A 17503-nucleotide genomic window follows, 5' to 3' on the forward strand; every position below is an offset into this window, starting at 1 on the left:
CAAAAGCAGAAACGCGGAAATGCACCCGAAGAGACCGTCGACCTCATCTTTCGCATGGTGGCCGGAGGTAGGGATAAATTTGGCCGCCATACAGAAAGTCGCATAACATGGAACTTAAGTCATTGATATTGCAGTTACATCTGCGCCACCGCGGCTCGCGGCACTGAGTCCGCAGCCGTTTAACTGCCGGGCGCCCACGATTATGCAGCTTTTCGGACGCTAACTTCGACATGCAGGCCGACCGCGACCAGCATATTGACGAGGGTGTCGAGGGTGAACAGGTTGATCTTGCCGCGCAGGAGATCGGACACACGGGGCTGCGTCACGCCGAGCTGGCGCGCAGCTTCGGCCTGCGTCCAGCCCTTTGCTCGGATGTGCTGCTCCAGCGCCACCATCAGCGTCGAGCGGAGCTTCATGTTCTCCGCTTCGGCGGGCGTGTCTTCGATCGCGTCCCAAACGCTTGCAAACGTTTCGTTGCTCATTGGCCTAGTTCCTTCACCAGATCGCTGTAGCGCTTCGCGGCAAGATCCAGGTCCGACCTGCTGGTCTTCTGCGATTTCTTCTGGAAGCAGTGTAGCACGTAGACTGCCTCGGCGAATTTGGCGACGTAGATGATCCGGAACGCGCCGGTTTCGTCCCGAATCCTGATTTCCTGTACGCCCTTCCCGATGGTGCCCATCGGCTTCCAGTCGATTGGGGCCTGCTCGTTTTGTACCTTGTCGAGTTGATAGCCTGCTTCACGCCGTGCCGACTCGGGAAAGGCGCGCAGATCATTGAGGGCGCCGCCCCGAAATTTAAGCACTTTCATGGGCAGAGTATACAAACTTTTGTATGGTCATGGCAAGGGTCCCGTTACGCGCTCGCTCGTCCTCCCAGATAGAGAACACGCGTTTCTCTAACGTCAGCCGTTTCGCGCGCTCGAAAGAGAAGGCGATCAAGCGGAGAGGGTCAGACTGCCTCGGCCTCGGCGATCTCCAGTTCGTCTGGGACGGTCTCATCGAACACCCGTGCCCAACTAGCAGTCTTTCCGCGCTGGCTCCCGGACCTGGCCGGCGCCTGGGTGAGTGCCTTCAGTTTTCGAGCGGCTTTGGCGAAACGCGCATCGAGTGCGCCGCGCGCAGGCCTCGCAGAAGAAGCCCCTGCCCGCAGCGATGTCGTCGCGGCCGCGACCACCGTTCTTTGGCCCCTGCCGCCGACGGCCTCGCGCTTCGGTGCGGCCGATGGTTTCCGAGCGGGACGCTTTGCTTTCTCCTCCGGTGGAGCACCCTGCCCCTCCGATTTCAATGCATCCTGGCCAGCTGAGGTGTGGACTGTTGCCGGCACTGGCCGCTGCGGCAGGAACTCGATCGCAGGCACATGCAGCGGGTTTGCCCTCGAGAACCACTCCATCGTCTTGAACGGCGCAGTGCTGAAGAACCGCAGCTTGTCGGCGAAGACCGGGTTCTGGCCCTCGGCCAGGATGACCATCTTGCTCGCCGGCATCTGCCGGACTTCCTGCGGCATCATCAGGTCGCGTTCCCGCAACTGCTCGACCTTGGTCCGACGATGCAGACCCATCAGCTCGATCGTGCGGGATTCGGTCTTGTAGCGGACCGTGCGCTTGCCAAGGCCCTTCGAGACAGCATCCGCGGTCACCTGGTCGTTGGCGCCGAACACCAGCTGGTAGCCGCAATTCCCCATGAGGGAATGGCGGGACGTCTCGCCATACATCTCATCGAGGCTCTTCAGGTCCTGGATCACGAACGCCATCTTGATGTTGTAGCCGGCGACGTAGGGCAGCTTCGTCGTGATCTCGTTCATTTTCTTCAACTGCCGGAATTCGTCGAGCAGGAAGTAGACCGGCACGGATCGCTCAGTGTGCTCGAGCATGAGCACATCCAGGGTCTGTTGCACGAAGAGCGCGAGCAGCGGCCGCAGCAGCGTGATGTCGGTGACGTTGGGTGCAAGATAGATCGACACCGGCCGGTGTTTCAGGGCGCGTAGGTCCATGTCGGTGACCGACGTTGCGGCGACGACGCGCTCATTGCGGAACGGCCTGAGCGCCTTTTGGATGTCGAGGAGCGCCGATGCGGCAGCACGCTCGGATAGGGCGATGTAGGCGTTGAAACTCTCCACCGTGAAGCGGGACAGGTAGGGCTCGCGCTCCTTGATGAGGATCATCAGCGCCTGCAGATTCGCCCCGCTGTTGAAGAAGGCCGTGACCTCGCCGAGGTTGCGATGTCCCTCGTAGAAGACGCTTTCGTTGATGTAGCTGATCGCGCCGGCCATGACCTGCTGGGCCGTGGCCTGCCAGATCGAGTTTTCGGACTCGGTGACTTCCGGGACGAGGATCGCGGCCATGTTCTGGATGTCGGTGGTTCGGTCGCCGCGATCCGGCCGAATGAAGTCGAGCGGGTTGTAGCGATGCGTCCTCTCCGATCCCGGCGCGAACAGAAAGACCTGGTTGCCCTTCGATTTGCGATAGCCGGCGGTGCTGCGAAAGATCTCTCCCTTGAGGTCGGTGACGATCATCGAACCTTCGTGGGTGAGCGCGTTCGGCACGACATAGCAGGCGCCCTTCCCCGAGCGCGTCGGTCCGATGATCAGGTGGTGCCGATCGTCGTCGACACGGAGAATCTGCCGTCCGAAACGACCAAGTATCTTGCCCTTCTTCCTGAACCATCCATCACGACGGAGCGTCGTCGCGGTCTGGAAGCGTGCGTCGCCGAGGGGGCTCGAATTGGGTCGCAGACCGGCGTAGGCGACAACGCCGGCGACCAGGCACGCAGGCAAGAGTGCGCCCAGCGCCACGACGCGCAGGACGGCGCTGTCGCCATAGGCGACGAGCTGCTGGAACGGCGCGAACGGATTTGTTGTGATGGTTGCCTGCAGGATTCGTCCGTCGCCATAGACGAGTTGCAGCGCAAGCCCATAGGCCAGCAGCCAGGCAGCAAAGGCAATGGCCAGGCAGAAGCCGAGATAGAAGACGCGAAGCGAGCCGGTCATGGCACATCCATCCGTTCGCGCGCGAAGAAAATCTCGGAGACCCCACGTCGGCCCCCTTCCCTGCGCAACTGGATGACGATCGGGATGACACTCTGGATATAGGAAATGAGGTCGCTCTTCGGGTAGGCGGCCGACAGGCCCGACTGCATGACCATCATGGCGAGCTGTTCATACGCGCCAAGCGGTGTGTCGGCATGAACCGTCGACATGGATCCCGGATGACCCGTGTTGATGGCGCGCAGGAAGGCGAAGGCCTCCGATCCCCGCACCTCGCCGACGAACAACCGATCCGGTCGCATGCGCAGCGAGGCCTCGAGCAAGGACTGGATTGTCACGCTCGCCGTTCCCTGATTGCCGCGCGATGCGAGCAGATGCACCGCGTTCTTCTGGGGTGGAAAGAGCTCGCGCGTGTCCTCCAGCGTGATGATCCGCTCATGCGGGTCAACGGTCTTGAGGCAGGCGTTCAGGAAGGTCGTCTTGCCGCTCGACGTGCCGCCGCTGATCAGGATCGACACCCGATTGACGATCGCCGTGCGGATGAAGCCGTAAATGTTCCTGGCCGAGAGCTGCTCGACCAGGGCCCGGTCGGTCTCGCTTAGGCCACCGACGGCAACCGTCACCTGGTCGAGTGATCCCTGATCGCGGTAGTCTTCGAGTGTGAAGTTGCTGACGACCTGTTTGCGGATCGACAGCGTGCCGCCTTCCGGCGCCGCGGGAGGCAGAACGACCTGGATGCGCTCGCCCGTGGGAAGCGCTGCGCTGAGGATCGGATTGGCGGGGCTGACGAACTGGTTGGTGCTCGCCGCGACGCGCTCGCCGATGTTGACGATCTCGGCCGTGGTGAGCTCCGGAATCTCATGGAACTCCATGTGCGCCGAGCCGAGACGTTCGACATAGATCTGTCTGGGCCGATTGACCGAGATCTCGACGACCTCCGAATCGTTCAGGAACGCCTTCAGCGGAGCAAGCGCCCGATAGAGGAAATAGTGCCGGTTGTCCGATGCAAGCTCAGGGAAGGCCACGTTCACGACGTATCTCCTTCAACGCTTCGGTAACGGGGTCTTCGTAGAGCGCTGAGAAATCGAGGTCCTGACGGACGAAGACGAAAATGCGCTCGCCCTGGCTCACGCTGATCGTCGGCGGAATGCGCAGCGAGTCTCCCAGTGCCTGATTGGCCATATCGGAAAATGTCTGCGCGAGTGTCTCCCGTGCCAGCTCTTCCGCGCGCTGCGCATCGCCGCTGTCGCCGGATGCGGTCTGGCTGCCGTAGCCCGTCAGATAGCTGGCGCCGGCGCCGACGACCGAGAGCAGAATGGCCGCGCCGAACCGCTCGCGGAACTTCTTGTCCACACGTCCCGCCAGGCCGGAGCGGCCAAGACTATCGGCGCCGATCGAATTCAGCCGGACCGACACGCCGTCATCGCGCAGCATACGGGTCCAGACAACGAAAATTCGCGTCTGGCCGCGCGTGATCTCGGACTGGTACTCGCCGATGAGCCGCGTGCCGGTTGGGATCAGGACACGCCGGCCGTCAAAGGAGTAGACATCCTGCGAGACGATCGCCCTCACCTGTCCCGGCAGATCGCTGACGATGGCCGTCTCCAGAATGCCCGGGATCAGGGTACCCTCGGGAACCAGCGCATCGATCCGCTCGATCTTCCCGGCTTTGGCGCTGCGGTCACCAATGCTGGCGGCCGCCGCCAGGAACTTGCTGCTGCGATCCTCGCCGGCGACCGTGAGCCCTCCCCCCTCGCCTTCGGTCAGACTGCCCGTTTCGCCGGACGTCGGGTTATCGAGCACCACCTGATTCGAGCGGAAGCGTGCCGGGAATTCTTCCGGAGGTGCTTCGGCGGCTTCCGGCGCCGGCGGGGGTGCACCCGGCAGAGGCGGAGGCGGCACCTCGAACTCGGTCGTATCGACCTCTTCTGCCGGAGGAGGTGGAGGTGGTGGAGCTGGTATCTGCACGACCTCCGGCGCCGGCGGATCGGGCTCCGGCTCGCCCTCTCGAACGAAGGAAGGTGGGCGAAACGTCGTGGTGGTGAACTCCTCGTCGCCGTCGAGCATGTCGCCCACCGGCGGCTGCCTGCCGGCGAGAACCAGATAACCGGCAGCAATGCCCAGCAGGACCAGAACGGCGCCACCGACGAGTTGCTTGCGGCGAACTGAGGTGTCGGCAACGACAGGATCGTCATTGCCGGCCAGAGCGTCGAGTTCGGGAGAGCGCTTCATCAGTTGCCGCTCCGGCGCCGACGCTTTGCCTGGTCATCCTCAACGGGACCGAGAATGGCCGGGTCGGGCGCCCCGAAATCGGGCTTTCGAAGGTTGAAGATGCAGATCCACTGATCGCCGTCGCGCAGGGTGAACTGGGTCGCGGTGCCGTCGACGACGATATACTCCCCTTCCCTGCGGAAGTTTCGAAGCGTCTCGGAGAAGTCTGAGTTGACGGCAAAGATAGCGGGAACGCGGCGGTCGAACTTGAAGAAGGTCTTGCTGCCGTCGTCGAAGACCATGAGAGGCTTCAGCCTCGCATCGCCCGAGAAGGAATAGTCGATGTTGACGTTGGCCTTGTCGATCCCGGAAATGTTCGGCCAGGCCGCGCGCTGCTCCGCCTCGCGCCGCAATGCGGCATTAAGGTTCTTCTCCGGGTAATGGAATCGAATACCGAAGACCTTGCGGCCATCGTCTGGCGCGAAATCGTGGAGCTCTAGATAGTAGATGCGCTTGTCGGTGACGATGTTCATATTCGTCGTCACGTCCTCGGCGATCGGTTTGACGAATAGAATGTTGCCCTTCTCGGCCGGGACGACCTGCCAGCTCTCCGTGTCGCCTAGCGAGATCGTCTCGAACTTCTCGTCCTCATCGAAGATGATCATGGTCGAGATGCCGTAGGTCGCAAAAACCTGGACGACGTTGTTCTCCTGATAAGTGACGCTGGTCACCCGGGCATCGAGAGAGCCGCCCTTCGGCGTCTGCGCTGCATGAGCCACTCCGAAGGATCCGAAGACCGCAATGGCAACGGCGAACGCGCGGCCCCTCATCGCGCGTCCCCGGACGTGACAGTTTCCTGATCCCGACGGTAGGCGTAGACCTGGAAGCCAAGCGGGTTCTCGAAACGCCACTCGTTGCGCATCGGTGTATCGGTGTAGCGGAAGCGCACGACGGAGATCCAATGACGGACAATCGATTCCGTGTCGCTGCGCTCGTTGGTCGAGAACCTGACGATGGCCGTGCTGGTATTCGGAAAGGTCACCGACTTGATGTCGACCAGGACCCGTTTGAGACGCCCATAGACCTTGGTCGGGTTCTGCGCGTTGGCGGCGCTGTAGAGGCTCTGCAGCTCGCGCGCCGCCTCGTCCGTGGACAGAAGTGCGGCGATCCCGAAATTCTGCTCGATCGCATAGGGATCGTAGCCTTCGCGAGCTCGAATGTAACGCACGACATTCGCCTGCGTGATTGCCTGCTGCTCGGTGAGATTCGCCGGCCGTGTCAGGCCGGACTTCACCTCGATGTAACCTGTGGTCTGGTCGACGGTGACGACATAGGGCTCGAAGCTTTTCAGCGGCAGCATGAGCACCACGGCGACAAGGCTGAGCACGGCGATCCCGGCGAAGACGATCGAGAAGAACCAGGCGACCCGCGCCGAACGCTTCGCCCGCTTGACGATCTCCTGCTCCCAGATGTCGCCCTGCTGGAAATAGGAGCGGAGTGTGGTTTCGGACTTGTCTGCCATCCCTGCCCTTTATGTGTCGTTCAAAGTCCAACATCGGCGTGCCGGTCATGTCTGCCTTGGCGTTCCGTTGGACGTGATCGCCCGCTGCATGGCGGCGCCAGCGCCATCCTGTCGTGGCGAATGAAGTCGTGCCTGAACACGGTGGACGGCAGAACGTGTTTGCCGGGCCGACTGTCCGATTGCCTCGCGGCTCCACCAGACTCCTCGGGTGGTCAGCTGTCGCGAGCGAGGTCCAATCGGTGTGGCCAACCCGCCCGCGATACCCTGCGCAAGCGACTGGACCTGGATCAGCACAAAGCTGCCGGCGAGACAGAGCATGATGAAGGCGGCGAAGTCGCTGAGCGTCAGTTCGCGGTTTCCGGAAATCTGATCGATCTTCGTCAGCTCCGGCTCCATGGCGGCAATCAGGAAGGCCGCGATCACATAGACGAAAAGTGGAATGAGCGCGTAGAGCAGCGACTGGTTGAACCACCCCATCGCATAGCCGCGGGTCGAGTCGAACAAGAAGCATGAGATGAAAATGGGCGCAGTCCCCAACAGAACCCACAGCACGACCTTGGCGAGAACGAGGATGCCGAGCGCAACCGCTACGAATAGGCCAGCGAACACCATGATGATCAAGCCGATCAGCGCTGGCAGCACTGACAGATAACCTGCCTGCTCTGAGAAGGCTGCTGCGGCGACGTTCGCCGTCTTCCATATCTGGGAAAGGCCGTTGGTGGGCTCGGTGACACCCGTTGCGGAGGCAGCAAGAATAGCGCGCCCGGCATCCTCCGGCACCGTCGTAATCCACTCATAGACGAGTGAGTTGAAGTTCGCCCACGACGTGACGATGATGAAAATGACCATCACGCGCGCGAGCCTGCCGATGACCTCGGCGAGACTGAGACGCGACGTGCCGAGAAAGAGCTGGACGCCGTAGAAGAGCACGACAAGGACGAAGAGGACCCGGAGAAGCGGTTCTATATCCTGGCCCAGCGCTTCATAAGCGCGCTGGGAGAAATTCTGCCCCGAGGCGTCGATCCGTTCCAGCAATTCGCCAATGAAGTCGTCCACCGCCCTGCCCTATTCTTCGTCCCCGGACGCCAGGTCCTGGATCGCCGCCAATGCCGCGGCCCTGTCCGCATTGAGCGGTCTCATCGGTCCACACTCGCCATCCGCGCTGGCGTAGCTGGACAGGTTCGCAGGCCGCTTGCAGGGCGCCGTCTTCTCCTTCGGAGTACCGCAACCGCCGGCAGTAACAGCCAATATCAGCAGGGCGGCGCATCGAGTTCGGGGCGCCGTCATTCGTACTGCAACGCTTTTCGGGTGTTCGACATGTCGGTGAGCTTGCGCTGGTTTTCGGCATGCAGCGATTGCACGCCTGCATTCAGCACGCCGATCATTTCGTTGAGCGTTAAACCCGTCTGAACCTGAAGCTGTGTGTTCTGGTCGATCGAGCCCTTGATGTCCTCTGCCTGTCCGATCTCGCCGCCCGCGCTTTCAAGGGCGGAGCGGCGTGTCTCGACCGCTTGCTGGGCCCCTGTGATCAGCGCCGAGACGCCCATCACTGTCTTCATGAGTTCCTCATAGGATTTGTCGCTCGCAAGCGAGCTGTTCTCCTTGCCGGACAGAGAGCGCACGAGCTGAAGTCCGTTGATGAAGAGCGTGGCGGCTTCGACGACTTTGGGGTCGAGAGACCCGAAATCGGCAATCCCGCTCTTCAGGATGCTCTCGAAGGATGGGACCGACGAGACGCTGAAGCCGTTGCCGATCGCCAGATCCTTCAGCGATCCGGCGTCGCTGCCGCGGTCACCGGTCACGGCCTTCAGCGTCTCCTCGACCGTCGTGAGAATTTCCTTGTTCGTGTCAAGGATCTTGCCGGTCTTTTCGGCTGTGTCCCGCGCGACGGCATAGTTCGTCTTGTCGATGACCGGGATATCGGCTGCGGCCGGGACACCGCTCACGCCGATCAGCGCCACGACTGCCAATGAACGTTTCATGTCGATCTCCATTACCGTGTCTCGAGGAGCAGTTCGGCCTGCGCATCGATGCGCTGGACACATGCCTTCGCATCCGCATCCCAGACGAAGCCCTCGCGCTCGTCGCAGAAGCCGACCACCGGCCGATCGTCGTCACCGTTCCCCGTCTCGTAACGGGTTGATCGGTTCATTCCGGACAGGTCGCCAAGCGTCATGGCGTTGCTGGAATTGGTGAGATGGGCGAAGGCCGTGGAAAGCAGGATCAGCCGGTTGATGAGCTCGATGTTCGCATTGCGCGCGCCCGAATTGTGGTCCCAGCTATCCTGGATAGTTCCGGCGCCAAGCTGCCCGAGCTGCTGTAGCCAGGACATCACATCGGCGGATCCTTCTCCGATCGCTGTGGTCAGACCCATGGCATTCATGGTGCTGGTTCGCGCGCTCTCATAAGCGCCGCCACCACCGTAGTTGAGCGGAATGCCGGACTTGTCGGAGCCGCCGAAGGCCGGAAGCCATGTCTGCGTTATGCTGGCGACATAGCCCTGCGTCTCCTTGAAGGGCGGGATGCCGCCATATTTGTTCACGTTCCCCGCCCCGGCATTGTAGGCGGCAAGCGCCAGCGAGACATTGCCGTTGTATTTTCGGAGTTGCTGCTTGTAATAGCGCGCGCCGCCGCGCACGTTCTGTTCGATGTTATAGGGGTCTACTCCGAGGTCGCCGGCCGTCCCCGGCATCAGCTGCGCCAGACCGATCGCTCCCGCAGAAGACTTTGCGCAAGGGTTGAAGCGGCTCTCCTGATAGACCAACGCCAAGAACTGGTCCTCGTTGATCCCCTCCTCGCGCGCGATGCGGCGGACCAGGCCCGAGATCGCAGGATTGGCATTGGCGGCGCCAACAGGATCGTTCTTTCGGCCCGGCCGGTACATCGAGCAGGTGACACTCTGATTGTTGACGTACCGGTCCTCGTCGACCTTCTCGATCTCGGACGTCTTCCGGTCGCGATCCTCGCGCTCGTCGAGCACCGTGCCATCGATGGTCGGTATGTCGGCCAATGCCGGCGATGCAATACAGACAAGGAGAATGGGAAGACGCCTGATCATGCCGCACGCTCCCAACCGCAGAATTCTGGCAACCAGTTCGCCGGATCCTCGCCGAGCTGCGCGCGCAGCGCCGCGCACTGCTCGACCGTCTCCTTCCGGCCGGACATCACGCGCACGAGGTCCGGCATTGAGGAGAGATCGAGCCTGGCGATGACGGAGTCGTTGCCGTGCTTGATCAAAAAGGTCCGCCGCTCGGGTGGCGTGTTGCGGATGAAGGAATACTCCTTGGCGGTCAGGCCGAAACGCCTGATGTAACTTTCCTCATCTGCGCGTGGGTTCGGGAAATGCAGATTGGTTGCCGACTGCTCGATCAGCGTGTGCGATTGCGGCGAGCGCGCAATATCGGCCGCCGACTGTGTGCCGAACCCGACGATCCCGTTGAGCTTTCGGATCGTCTTCATCTTGTCGACGATGTAGTTGGAGAAGATCGGATCCTGGAGAAGCTTCCAGCCCTCATCCATGAAGATGAGAACCGGCTCGCCGGTGAGCAGCTCGTCCAGCCGATGGTAAAGGTACATGAGCGCCGGCGTACGCACATCCTGATTGTCGAGGATGTGCGTCATGTCGAAGCCGAAAATTCGGCGGCCCGAGAACGACAAGACGTCCTGCGGCGCGTTGAAGAGCCAGGCCTTCTCGCCCTCGAACCATGGACGCAGACGTGACTGAAGATCGTTGGCGTCGGAGCGCGCGCGACCCATCAACAGGCCGGACAGGTTGGCGAGCGTGCGCTGTTCGACCGGCTCCTGGCAGATGCGCCCGATCGCGCGCTCCAGCGTGTCCTCTTCTTCCTGGGAAAAACCGTGGCCGTCGGCCGGGTCGAGCATGGCCTTGAGAAGCCGATGCAGGAACTCGCGATTTGTGGCGTTGTTCTCGAGCTGCAGCGGATTGAAACCGGTGACAACGCCTGGCTGGAGCACCTCATAATCGCCGCCGACGGCGCGGATGAAGATCTCGGCGCCGCGGTCCTTGTCGAAGAAGACGGCCCGCGGCTCAGGCGAGATCCGGAAGGCCTGCGCAAGCAGGAAGGTCAGCGCCACGGTCTTGCCCGACCCGGTCGGTCCGGTCACCAAAAAATGGCCGATATCGCGTTGGTGGAAATTGAACCAGTAGGGCGTCTGCGACGTCGTTTCGAGGATCGAAATCGGCAATCCCCAGTGGTTGCCACTAGCCGAGCCGGTCGCGAAGTTGTGCAGCGACGAGAAACCCGAAAAATTCGCGCTCGACAGCATGCAGGAACGCGCGATGTAGGCGTGGTTGCCCGGCAGTTGCGCCCAGAACGAAGCCTCCATGTTAAGGTCTTCGCGTAGCCAGTTGATGTTCATGTCGGTGAGACACGAGCCGAGCTCGGCGACGGCCTTGTCGAGCCCAGCGAGATCGCGCGACAGGCACAGCAGGCTGAAATGGTGATAGCCGAAGACGGCTTCCTGGTTGAGTAGGCTGTTCAGCGCGAAATCGATATCGGTCTCGACGGTGCTGCCCGATTCATCCGATGCATGGATCTGACGCTGTAGCCGGGAAATGCGCTCCTGCGCGATCGGCTTGTCGGCAAGCGTGAACGACTGGGTGCAGATGAACTCGTGATTCATCTGCAGGAGCCCGTCGAGCATCCCAGGCCCGGAGAACGGAGGATATTCCTTGATCGATAGCATCGCGCCAAAGCGATTCTCCGCCTCGGTCGGACCCTGCGCCTGTAAAGTCCGCTTCGAGAAGTGTAGCCGCGACGTGCCGACATAGCTGCGGATGCCCATTCGGGGCAGGCGCATATCGCGCGCGATGCCGCAGGTGAGCAGCGTGTTGATAAAGGCGCAGGGTTCCGAATAGGGCTCGCCGTCCCGGTAGACGACGCCAAGCGGACGCGCGCCGTACTTTTGCAGCTCACGCGTGACGTTGCCCACGATCTCTTCGAGTTCGTTGATGCGTTCGTGCAGCCGCTGCTCAAGGACCTCCTTGCCGGAGGAGCGGTCGAGCAGTCTTGAAAAGCCTTCGGCGGCGCCGAGCGCGCCGCGCATTCCGGAACGGATGATCGTGAGGTAGAGTTCGTTGGTGAACATGCGCTTGTCGCGCAACGATGCCATGTAACGCGTGTTCAGAAGATCGCAGAACGGGTCCGAGTAAATCCCGCCGATCGAGGGCTTGACCTCCTTGCGGATCACCGTCGACCAGAGCGAATAGCGGCTCGAACCGAGCGCTCGAATCAGCGTGTTCTGGACGGCTGCACGCATGTTGAGCTCGGCCTGGTCCTCGGTCTGGAAGAACAAACCATCCAGCTTGATCACCGAAAGGATCGCCCCGCTTTCGAGGCCGATCACGGCGTCGGCGACATGGCGCAGATACGGGATGTGGATCGACATGGGCCGTTCGCGCCGGCTCTCACGTCCAAATCCAAGCTCTTCGATGACGACGTTCAACATGATCACGGCCCGTAGGAGTTGGTGCGCCAGAACAGCCGGTTGGGCGTCCGAGGTGTGCGGCGACCGACGACCTGCGCGAGATCGAGAATCCGGATGTCGCGGCTGCAGAAGGCGAAGAGCGCGAGATAGATCAGCGGCGCGATCAGCGCCGACCAGAAGCTCGTGCTCACGAGGAAGGCGATCAGCGTGAAGCCGACGATGATGTAGAAGGCATTGAGAGGGATGCCCCACATCATTGGCGGCCGTGTCAGACCGATCACCAGCGGCGTCAGATGGGGTTGTTCGTCGGTGAGCTCGCCCATGGCTCAGTTCCCCACGGCCGCGATCATCTCGTCCACGATCGCCGGCGCGCCAAAGACGAGGCCGATGCCGAGCACGACCGCGCCGGCGGTGAACCAGGAGAGGCGGCCGGCGAAAGCAAGGAAGCCGAGCGCGATCACCGCGATGATGGCGAGAAGCCGTCCGAACGGCCCGGTGATGAAATCCACGATCATCTGGACCGCGGTTTCCAGCGGCGCAAAGGCGCCAGAGGATTGCGCCAATGCCGGCTCTGCAAACAGCAGACAGATGGCCAGCATCGTGACGAATGCAATTGGCATTGGGATGGGCCGAGCAGCAGGCGAATAGGAAACGTCGTTCATGATGACCTCCGGCTAGAAATGCATGACACCGCCGATCCACTGGCGGCGTTCGCGCGACGTGATGACTCCGCTGGCAGGGGTAGATTTCTGCTCATCAACAACGTCACGCGGCTCGCTTGCAGTCGCACCGCTGCCCTCAGGACCTATCATCTGGATGTTGAGGACCTCGGCGACGTATCCGAGCGTTTCCTTGAAGGGCGGAATGCCGCCATAGTCGCGCACGCGTCCCGCGCCTGAGTTGTAAGCGGCGGCAACGAGAAGCGGATTGCGGAATTCGTCGGCTAGTTCGCGCAGGTAGCGGACCCCACCATCAATGTTTTCTTCGGGATCGCAGATATCGGTCACACCGAATCGCTCGGCCGTCGCCGGCATTAGCTGCATGGGTCCACGCGCGCCTTTGGGCGAATTGCGCAGCCGATCGAGCCGGCTTTCGGCGGTCACAACCGCGACGGCGAATCCCGCATCGACATCGTGCCGTTCTGCCGCCTCGATCACGAGGCGGGTGATCTCAGCAGGCGTTGCCGGAGACGGCCCGCACTCCGGCGTGCCAGGCTGAATACCACTATCAAAATGACTGCCGTCGGATTCGAGCCCGACGACCTCGGCTGCTGGCACTCCGATCAGCTCGGGCGTTTGGTTTTGGGGAACTATCTGACCACCCTCTCCCAGCACGTAGTCGTCAGGCAGCCGCGCCCAGCGTGCTTCGGCCACGGCGTCAGCGGACGACGGAACATCATCATGTTGTCCATTTTCGCTTGTCTCGACCGGCTGGAATGCCAGGCGCGAGGATAGTTCTGAAGCCCATGTTACTTTGGCCGCGGCAACGCATATGCCCGTGAGGATTGTCACGGCCCGGATCGGCGCTATCGACGGTGATTTTGCCTGCATCGCCATGGGTCCGCATCCAAAGCCTTGTCACGACAGATGCAGGAACGGTTAGGTGAGAGAAGAAACAATGTCAATTTGATTGTGATTTTTCTTGCAAAGAGAGAGGAGGTAGGTCAATGTCGAGCAAGGTGACAACCTGGAGGCGACTGCCGATGCGACGAGCAGCCGGTTACCTGATGGCGATCAGTGCGTGCCTGCCGGCCTATGCGGCCGAGGCGATCGACGAGGCTTATGTCCGCTCGCTGGCGGCGCCCGGAAAGACCGTCCTGGTCATGGAATATTACGACGGCCAGGGGAACGTGTCGGAGCGTAAAGGCTTTGCGTCGGCTTCCGGATTCAAGACAGTGTCGCCTACTGACTTCCGCGTCGACGCGAATCTGACGGTGCACCTCTACGGGATCGAGCCTTGCGCGGGCGACATGGTCAATCGCAAGGAAGGATTTGCCGGGTCCTGTGACGACTACGCTCGCCAAGGTCTGGCAACGCTGCTCCAGTCGCCCCGTGTGATCTACTGCCGCGCCTTTGTCAGCGAGACCGGCGCGCAGGCGCAGGACGCAACCTGCTACGGCTACTACAACTACCCGGGCAGCCTCGACTCGATCGATATGTTCGAGGAGCAGCTGGTCTCGCTCGGCACTCACCGCATCGCAAAGCGGGCGGACGGGACACCCACAAGAGCCGATCTGAAAGAGGCCGAGGACATCGGTCGTCGCGGCTACGGCATGTGGGCGGATCCAAGGGTTGCCGGCCAATGAAGTCCCCTGCCCTCTTCCTGTCGCTGACCGTCGGTTTGACGCCGGCAACGGCCGCACCGCCGGAGGGTTACTTCGAGCTGAAACCAGGCGTGACGCTCGAAAGCGGAGACAGCTGGCAGTACAGCGGCCGACACTTCCGGCTCTTCGGCGTGCAGGCCTGCCTGCGCGGTACAGTATACACCGATAGGTCGGGCGCTCGTCGCGACTGTGGTGAGGCGTCATTGGCCGTGTTGGCCGCCTACATCGCAGATACGCATCCCGTTTGTGCGCAGGTCGGGCGATCGGCTGGAACGGTCTTTGTGTCCTGCTACGCTACGATCGGCGCCGACCGGCTCGATCTCGCCAATCTGATGATCTCCTCGGGCTTTGCCTACGCCTCCCTCGACGGACGCGGCCTGCCCCACCACACGCCCTACGCTGTGGTGGAGCAGGCCGCGCGGGAAAAGAAGGTCGGGCTGTGGCAATTCGATGATGTCCAGCATCCGGCGCTCCTGCTCGGTCAGCGTGCAGCCGATGGAAGAACCTCACCATGAGGTCGGTTGCCGCCAGGTCGAGCGTCGCGGCGTTGCTGCTGACCGCCCTGCCCTATCCCGTCCATGGGGCCGACCTTCTGCGCGATCAAAGACTATCTTCCGTCGAAGCAAACTCGGTTCCCAAACTGAGCGAGGCAATACGAATCGACGGCCGGACATCTGTCATCGATGGCAGAACGCTTTGGTTCCCAATGGACCGGCAGAAGGTGAGACTAGCCTCGATCGACGTCTGTGAACTGCCGCAATGGGCCTACGATCCACGCCGCCATGGCGTAAGCACAATCCCGAAGCCGGTTCCCTGCGGCCCTTTGGCGAAGGCGTGGTTGAAGCGCACGGTTGGCAGCGCACAAGTGACTTGCATCGTTCGGGCTTATGATGCCGACGGCGCCCTCCTCGGCCATTGTACGATGCGCGGTCGCGATCTGGCGCTCAAGATGCTGCGGGTCGGCTGGGCCCGGGTGAAGGCGCCGGCGCCGGCCGGGTATCTCACTTGGCAGAACTATGCCATGTCGGCCCGGTACGGCATGTGGGCCACCTATGTGCTCGATATGCCGGAATGGCGCGCAAAGGCCGTTGACCGGACCTTGTCCCGGCGACCGATCGCGGATTTCAACCTGCTTGCCGAACGCGAAAGCGAAATCTCCCCACCGTTCGAGGATGCCCGCACGCGCCCGAAGCGAACAGATCGATAGGCTGATCGAAGGAGACGTTTCCATGAACCCAGTCAGGATGACAATGGCGACGGTACTCTCCGCGGCGGCGTTTGCTTCGTTGACCGATCGCACTGCGGCGAGCGAATGGGGATGTGAGGTGCTCCTGTGCGCATCATCCTCGAACCCGGCCTGGCGCGGCGTGCCGGCGTGTCACCCACCGATGCAGCGGCTGATTTCGGCGATGGGCAACTGGGGATTTTCCTGGCCGACTTGCCCTGAAGCCGGGACCGGCAAGCCCGGCTACGAAGCCTACGACAAATGCCCTTCCGGATGGAGCGTCGGATCCAGCAACCAGGGTCACGGCGGTGGTCAGGGCGACCTCTGTATTCAGGTTCGCAACACGTGTCCGTCAGGCTATGGCGGCCGCGATGGTTGCGAGCAAACCGTCACGATGCCTCGCCCGCTCCGCGAAGACCCATACTATTTCGACATCCGACACGATGACGGCAATGTCACGCGGCACTGGTTCAGCCTGCGCAGGTAGTCGTCACGACACGGTAACCGGTCCGGTTACGAATCCGATTGTCGTGTCTCGCTGGTAAACTCAAACATCGGAGGCGAGGCCGTCGCCATTTCTTTGGCGGTCCCCACAAGGCCCAGGCCTGAGAGCTTCTGCAAGGTCCGATCTGAACGGACGCAGGGTCCGAATGGCGCGCTGGACATCGCTCCGTGGCATCGCGACAGCATTCGAGGATATGAGCGCCATCAGGTAAATGAGCTTCTCGCGAGCCTCCTCGCCATCCTCGGGCTCAAGAGCAACCAAGGCTGCCAATGCTGACTTTCCTCGCATATGGTTGAGCTGTTGGATAGGATAGAGCAGAAGCGACCAAGGCAATCGCGAATATCGCTTCAGCCGGCTGGCAGTCGTCCGCGTTCTGTTGTGCAGCGATACTGCTTGTCGGATTGTAACCACCCGACCGGTCAGATTGACGGGCATCCGGTTCTCTCCGCAATCGCCTTCTCCGCATGCGGAGGATTGCCAAATCGTGCGAGGCCTGCCGAATCTTACTGTCAGCAATCAAGTTTGATTGAAAGGGGGCATTTGCCTCCCGCTTTTTGGCGAAGGGGGATGTTGTCATCCCCTTTTGTGCAGTGCGAAATTGCTGTCTTATGCGGTTCGTGGGCGGCGGGGGCAGCTCGATTGATCGGGAGATCGACTCTTGCACCGAGCCCTTGTTGTCGAAGACCAAAATTTGATGCGCTTGGCCCTCATGACCGAACTTCGCGCGGGGCTGCGCGACTGTTATGTCGCCGGCGCCCAAACCCTTCCGATGGCAAGGCAGCTTCTCGAGCAAGATCAGTTCGACCTTGTCATCACCGATCCCGGCTTGCCGGGCTTCGACCCCACTTCGCGTCTTGATCGACTTCACGTGGTCGAGACGATCATCGAGGCCGCACCTGACGCCGCACATATCGTCGTCACCGGTTCGGATGACGAGGACGAGGCTTTGGCCTGCCGATTGCTCGGCGCCAAGGGCTATGTTTGCAAGACCGGATTGGCGCCAGGCGCGTTGCACAACGTCCTTGAGCAGATTGACAGGGGCGAGACGCCGATCCGCTTGTCCGAGCTGGACGCTGCGAAGCCAGATGTGCGCTTCCCTACCCTCACGCCGCGTGAAGACGAGATACTCGCCATGATGATGCGCCGCAAGGCGGGAACGAAGCGTCGCGAGGTCTTCGAGGCCATGGCGGGCAAGACCGGGATCAACCCGGCAAGCGCTGAAAAATACTACAAGCAGGCGCGCGCCAAGCTGCTGAAGCTAGGTCGTCTCCCCAAGGGGCTCTGACG

19 protein-coding genes are annotated in these 17503 nt (G+C 61.7%); 5 read left to right on the top strand and 14 right to left on the bottom strand.

Features of this window, described 5'->3' with window-relative positions; all coding sequences use genetic code 11:
* Window positions 1-200: 200 nt before the first annotated feature.
* The 14 genes from C7T96_RS20995 to C7T96_RS21065 all read right to left on the bottom strand — a co-directional run bounded on the left by C7T96_RS20995 (window position 201) and on the right by C7T96_RS21065 (window position 13719).
* Window positions 201-482 carry an XRE family transcriptional regulator gene (locus C7T96_RS20995; RefSeq protein ID WP_106573213.1) on the bottom strand — a complete coding sequence of 94 codons (282 nt, stop codon included), beginning with the start codon at window positions 480-482 and terminating at the stop codon, window positions 201-203.
* Entirely contained in the window at window positions 479-808 is a 330-nt protein-coding gene (locus C7T96_RS21000) for a type II toxin-antitoxin system RelE/ParE family toxin (RefSeq protein ID WP_106573214.1), read from the bottom strand. The genes C7T96_RS20995 and C7T96_RS21000 overlap by 4 nt, the downstream gene beginning before the upstream one ends.
* 140 nt (window positions 809-948) lie before the next feature.
* On the bottom strand, window positions 949-2985 hold the full coding sequence (locus C7T96_RS21005) for a type IV secretory system conjugative DNA transfer family protein (protein WP_106573215.1): 2037 nt from the start codon (window positions 2983-2985) through the stop codon (window positions 949-951).
* Complete coding sequence (virB11, locus tag C7T96_RS21010; protein ID WP_106573216.1) at window positions 2982-4013, bottom strand: P-type DNA transfer ATPase VirB11; 1032 nt, start codon at window positions 4011-4013, stop codon at window positions 2982-2984. The genes C7T96_RS21005 and virB11 overlap by 4 nt, the downstream gene beginning before the upstream one ends.
* Window positions 3994-5214 (bottom strand): type IV secretion system protein VirB10, encoded by a 1221-nt coding sequence (gene virB10 / locus C7T96_RS21015; RefSeq protein ID WP_106573217.1) that lies wholly within the window; start codon window positions 5212-5214, stop codon window positions 3994-3996. Before virB10 ends, virB11 begins: the two co-directional genes overlap by 20 nt.
* The gene (locus C7T96_RS21020) at window positions 5214-6023 is read right to left on the bottom strand and encodes a TrbG/VirB9 family P-type conjugative transfer protein (RefSeq protein WP_106573218.1); all 810 of its coding nucleotides are present in this window, start codon (window positions 6021-6023) and stop codon (window positions 5214-5216) included. The genes virB10 and C7T96_RS21020 overlap by 1 nt, the downstream gene beginning before the upstream one ends.
* Complete coding sequence (locus C7T96_RS21025; RefSeq protein ID WP_106573219.1) at window positions 6020-6715, bottom strand: type IV secretion system protein; 696 nt, start codon at window positions 6713-6715, stop codon at window positions 6020-6022. Before C7T96_RS21025 ends, C7T96_RS21020 begins: the two co-directional genes overlap by 4 nt.
* A 45-nt stretch (window positions 6716-6760) precedes the next feature.
* The gene (locus C7T96_RS21030; RefSeq protein WP_106573220.1) at window positions 6761-7771 is read right to left on the bottom strand and encodes a type IV secretion system protein; all 1011 of its coding nucleotides are present in this window, start codon (window positions 7769-7771) and stop codon (window positions 6761-6763) included.
* 227 nt (window positions 7772-7998) lie between these two features.
* The gene (locus tag C7T96_RS21040) at window positions 7999-8697 is read right to left on the bottom strand and encodes a type IV secretion system protein (protein ID WP_106573247.1); all 699 of its coding nucleotides are present in this window, start codon (window positions 8695-8697) and stop codon (window positions 7999-8001) included.
* Window positions 8698-8708: 11 nt separating this feature from the next.
* Window positions 8709-9773 carry a lytic transglycosylase domain-containing protein gene (locus tag C7T96_RS21045; RefSeq protein ID WP_106573222.1) on the bottom strand — a complete coding sequence of 355 codons (1065 nt, stop codon included), beginning with the start codon at window positions 9771-9773 and terminating at the stop codon, window positions 8709-8711.
* On the bottom strand, window positions 9770-12184 hold the full coding sequence (locus tag C7T96_RS21050; RefSeq protein WP_106573223.1) for a VirB4 family type IV secretion/conjugal transfer ATPase: 2415 nt from the start codon (window positions 12182-12184) through the stop codon (window positions 9770-9772). The genes C7T96_RS21045 and C7T96_RS21050 overlap by 4 nt, the downstream gene beginning before the upstream one ends.
* 2 nt (window positions 12185-12186) lie before the next feature.
* Window positions 12187-12486, bottom strand: coding sequence for a VirB3 family type IV secretion system protein (locus C7T96_RS21055; RefSeq protein ID WP_106573224.1), 300 nt, complete (start codon window positions 12484-12486; stop codon window positions 12187-12189).
* 3 nt (window positions 12487-12489) lie between these two features.
* Entirely contained in the window at window positions 12490-12783 is a 294-nt protein-coding gene (locus tag C7T96_RS21060; RefSeq protein ID WP_245414201.1) for a TrbC/VirB2 family protein, read from the bottom strand.
* Window positions 12784-12837: 54 nt separating this feature from the next.
* On the bottom strand, window positions 12838-13719 hold the full coding sequence (locus C7T96_RS21065) for a lytic transglycosylase domain-containing protein (protein ID WP_245414202.1): 882 nt from the start codon (window positions 13717-13719) through the stop codon (window positions 12838-12840).
* Window positions 13720-13865: 146 nt separating this feature from the next.
* Between C7T96_RS21065 and C7T96_RS21070 the strand changes: the two genes are divergently transcribed.
* From C7T96_RS21070 to C7T96_RS21095, 5 genes are all read left to right on the top strand, one after another.
* On the top strand, window positions 13866-14468 hold the full coding sequence (locus tag C7T96_RS21070) for a hypothetical protein (RefSeq protein ID WP_199190536.1): 603 nt from the start codon (window positions 13866-13868) through the stop codon (window positions 14466-14468).
* Window positions 14465-15001 (top strand): succinoglycan biosynthesis protein exoi, encoded by a 537-nt coding sequence (locus C7T96_RS21075; RefSeq protein ID WP_106573227.1) that lies wholly within the window; start codon window positions 14465-14467, stop codon window positions 14999-15001. Before C7T96_RS21070 ends, C7T96_RS21075 begins: the two co-directional genes overlap by 4 nt.
* Window positions 14998-15693 (top strand): thermonuclease family protein, encoded by a 696-nt coding sequence (locus tag C7T96_RS21080; RefSeq protein WP_106573228.1) that lies wholly within the window; start codon window positions 14998-15000, stop codon window positions 15691-15693. The genes C7T96_RS21075 and C7T96_RS21080 overlap by 4 nt, the downstream gene beginning before the upstream one ends.
* 22 nt (window positions 15694-15715) lie before the next feature.
* Window positions 15716-16198, top strand: coding sequence for a hypothetical protein (locus C7T96_RS21085; protein ID WP_106573249.1), 483 nt, complete (start codon window positions 15716-15718; stop codon window positions 16196-16198).
* A gap of 676 nt (window positions 16199-16874) precedes the next feature.
* The gene (locus C7T96_RS21095; protein ID WP_106573230.1) at window positions 16875-17501 is read left to right on the top strand and encodes a response regulator; all 627 of its coding nucleotides are present in this window, start codon (window positions 16875-16877) and stop codon (window positions 17499-17501) included.
* Window positions 17502-17503: the final 2 nt, after the last annotated feature.

Origin of the sequence: Nitratireductor sp. StC3, assembly GCF_003015025.1 — a bacterium.
GTDB lineage: Bacteria > Pseudomonadota > Alphaproteobacteria > Rhizobiales > Rhizobiaceae > Mangrovimarina > Mangrovimarina alexandrii.

Excerpts from the sequence above, each read along its gene's own strand:
- C7T96_RS20995 (WP_106573213.1), bottom strand. The coding sequence starts at position 482 with ATGAGCAACGAAACGTTTGCAAGCGTTTGGGACGCGATCGAAGACACG.
- C7T96_RS21000 (WP_106573214.1), bottom strand. The coding sequence starts at position 808 with ATGAAAGTGCTTAAATTTCGGGGCGGCGCCCTCAATGATCTGCGCGCC.
- C7T96_RS21005 (WP_106573215.1), bottom strand. The coding sequence starts at position 2,985 with ATGACCGGCTCGCTTCGCGTCTTCTATCTCGGCTTCTGCCTGGCCATT.
- virB10 (WP_106573217.1), bottom strand. The coding sequence starts at position 5,214 with ATGAAGCGCTCTCCCGAACTCGACGCTCTGGCCGGCAATGACGATCCT.
- C7T96_RS21020 (WP_106573218.1), bottom strand. The coding sequence starts at position 6,023 with ATGAGGGGCCGCGCGTTCGCCGTTGCCATTGCGGTCTTCGGATCCTTC.
- C7T96_RS21025 (WP_106573219.1), bottom strand. The coding sequence starts at position 6,715 with ATGGCAGACAAGTCCGAAACCACACTCCGCTCCTATTTCCAGCAGGGC.
- C7T96_RS21040 (WP_106573247.1), bottom strand. The coding sequence starts at position 8,697 with ATGAAACGTTCATTGGCAGTCGTGGCGCTGATCGGCGTGAGCGGTGTC.
- C7T96_RS21045 (WP_106573222.1), bottom strand. The coding sequence starts at position 9,773 with ATGATCAGGCGTCTTCCCATTCTCCTTGTCTGTATTGCATCGCCGGCA.
- C7T96_RS21050 (WP_106573223.1), bottom strand. The coding sequence starts at position 12,184 with ATGTTGAACGTCGTCATCGAAGAGCTTGGATTTGGACGTGAGAGCCGG.
- C7T96_RS21055 (WP_106573224.1), bottom strand. The coding sequence starts at position 12,486 with ATGGGCGAGCTCACCGACGAACAACCCCATCTGACGCCGCTGGTGATC.
- C7T96_RS21060 (WP_245414201.1), bottom strand. The coding sequence starts at position 12,783 with ATGCCAATTGCATTCGTCACGATGCTGGCCATCTGTCTGCTGTTTGCA.
- C7T96_RS21065 (WP_245414202.1), bottom strand. The coding sequence starts at position 13,719 with ATGGCGATGCAGGCAAAATCACCGTCGATAGCGCCGATCCGGGCCGTG.
- C7T96_RS21070 (WP_199190536.1), top strand. The coding sequence starts at position 13,866 with ATGCGACGAGCAGCCGGTTACCTGATGGCGATCAGTGCGTGCCTGCCG.
- C7T96_RS21075 (WP_106573227.1), top strand. The coding sequence starts at position 14,465 with ATGAAGTCCCCTGCCCTCTTCCTGTCGCTGACCGTCGGTTTGACGCCG.
- C7T96_RS21080 (WP_106573228.1), top strand. The coding sequence starts at position 14,998 with ATGAGGTCGGTTGCCGCCAGGTCGAGCGTCGCGGCGTTGCTGCTGACC.
- C7T96_RS21085 (WP_106573249.1), top strand. The coding sequence starts at position 15,716 with ATGAACCCAGTCAGGATGACAATGGCGACGGTACTCTCCGCGGCGGCG.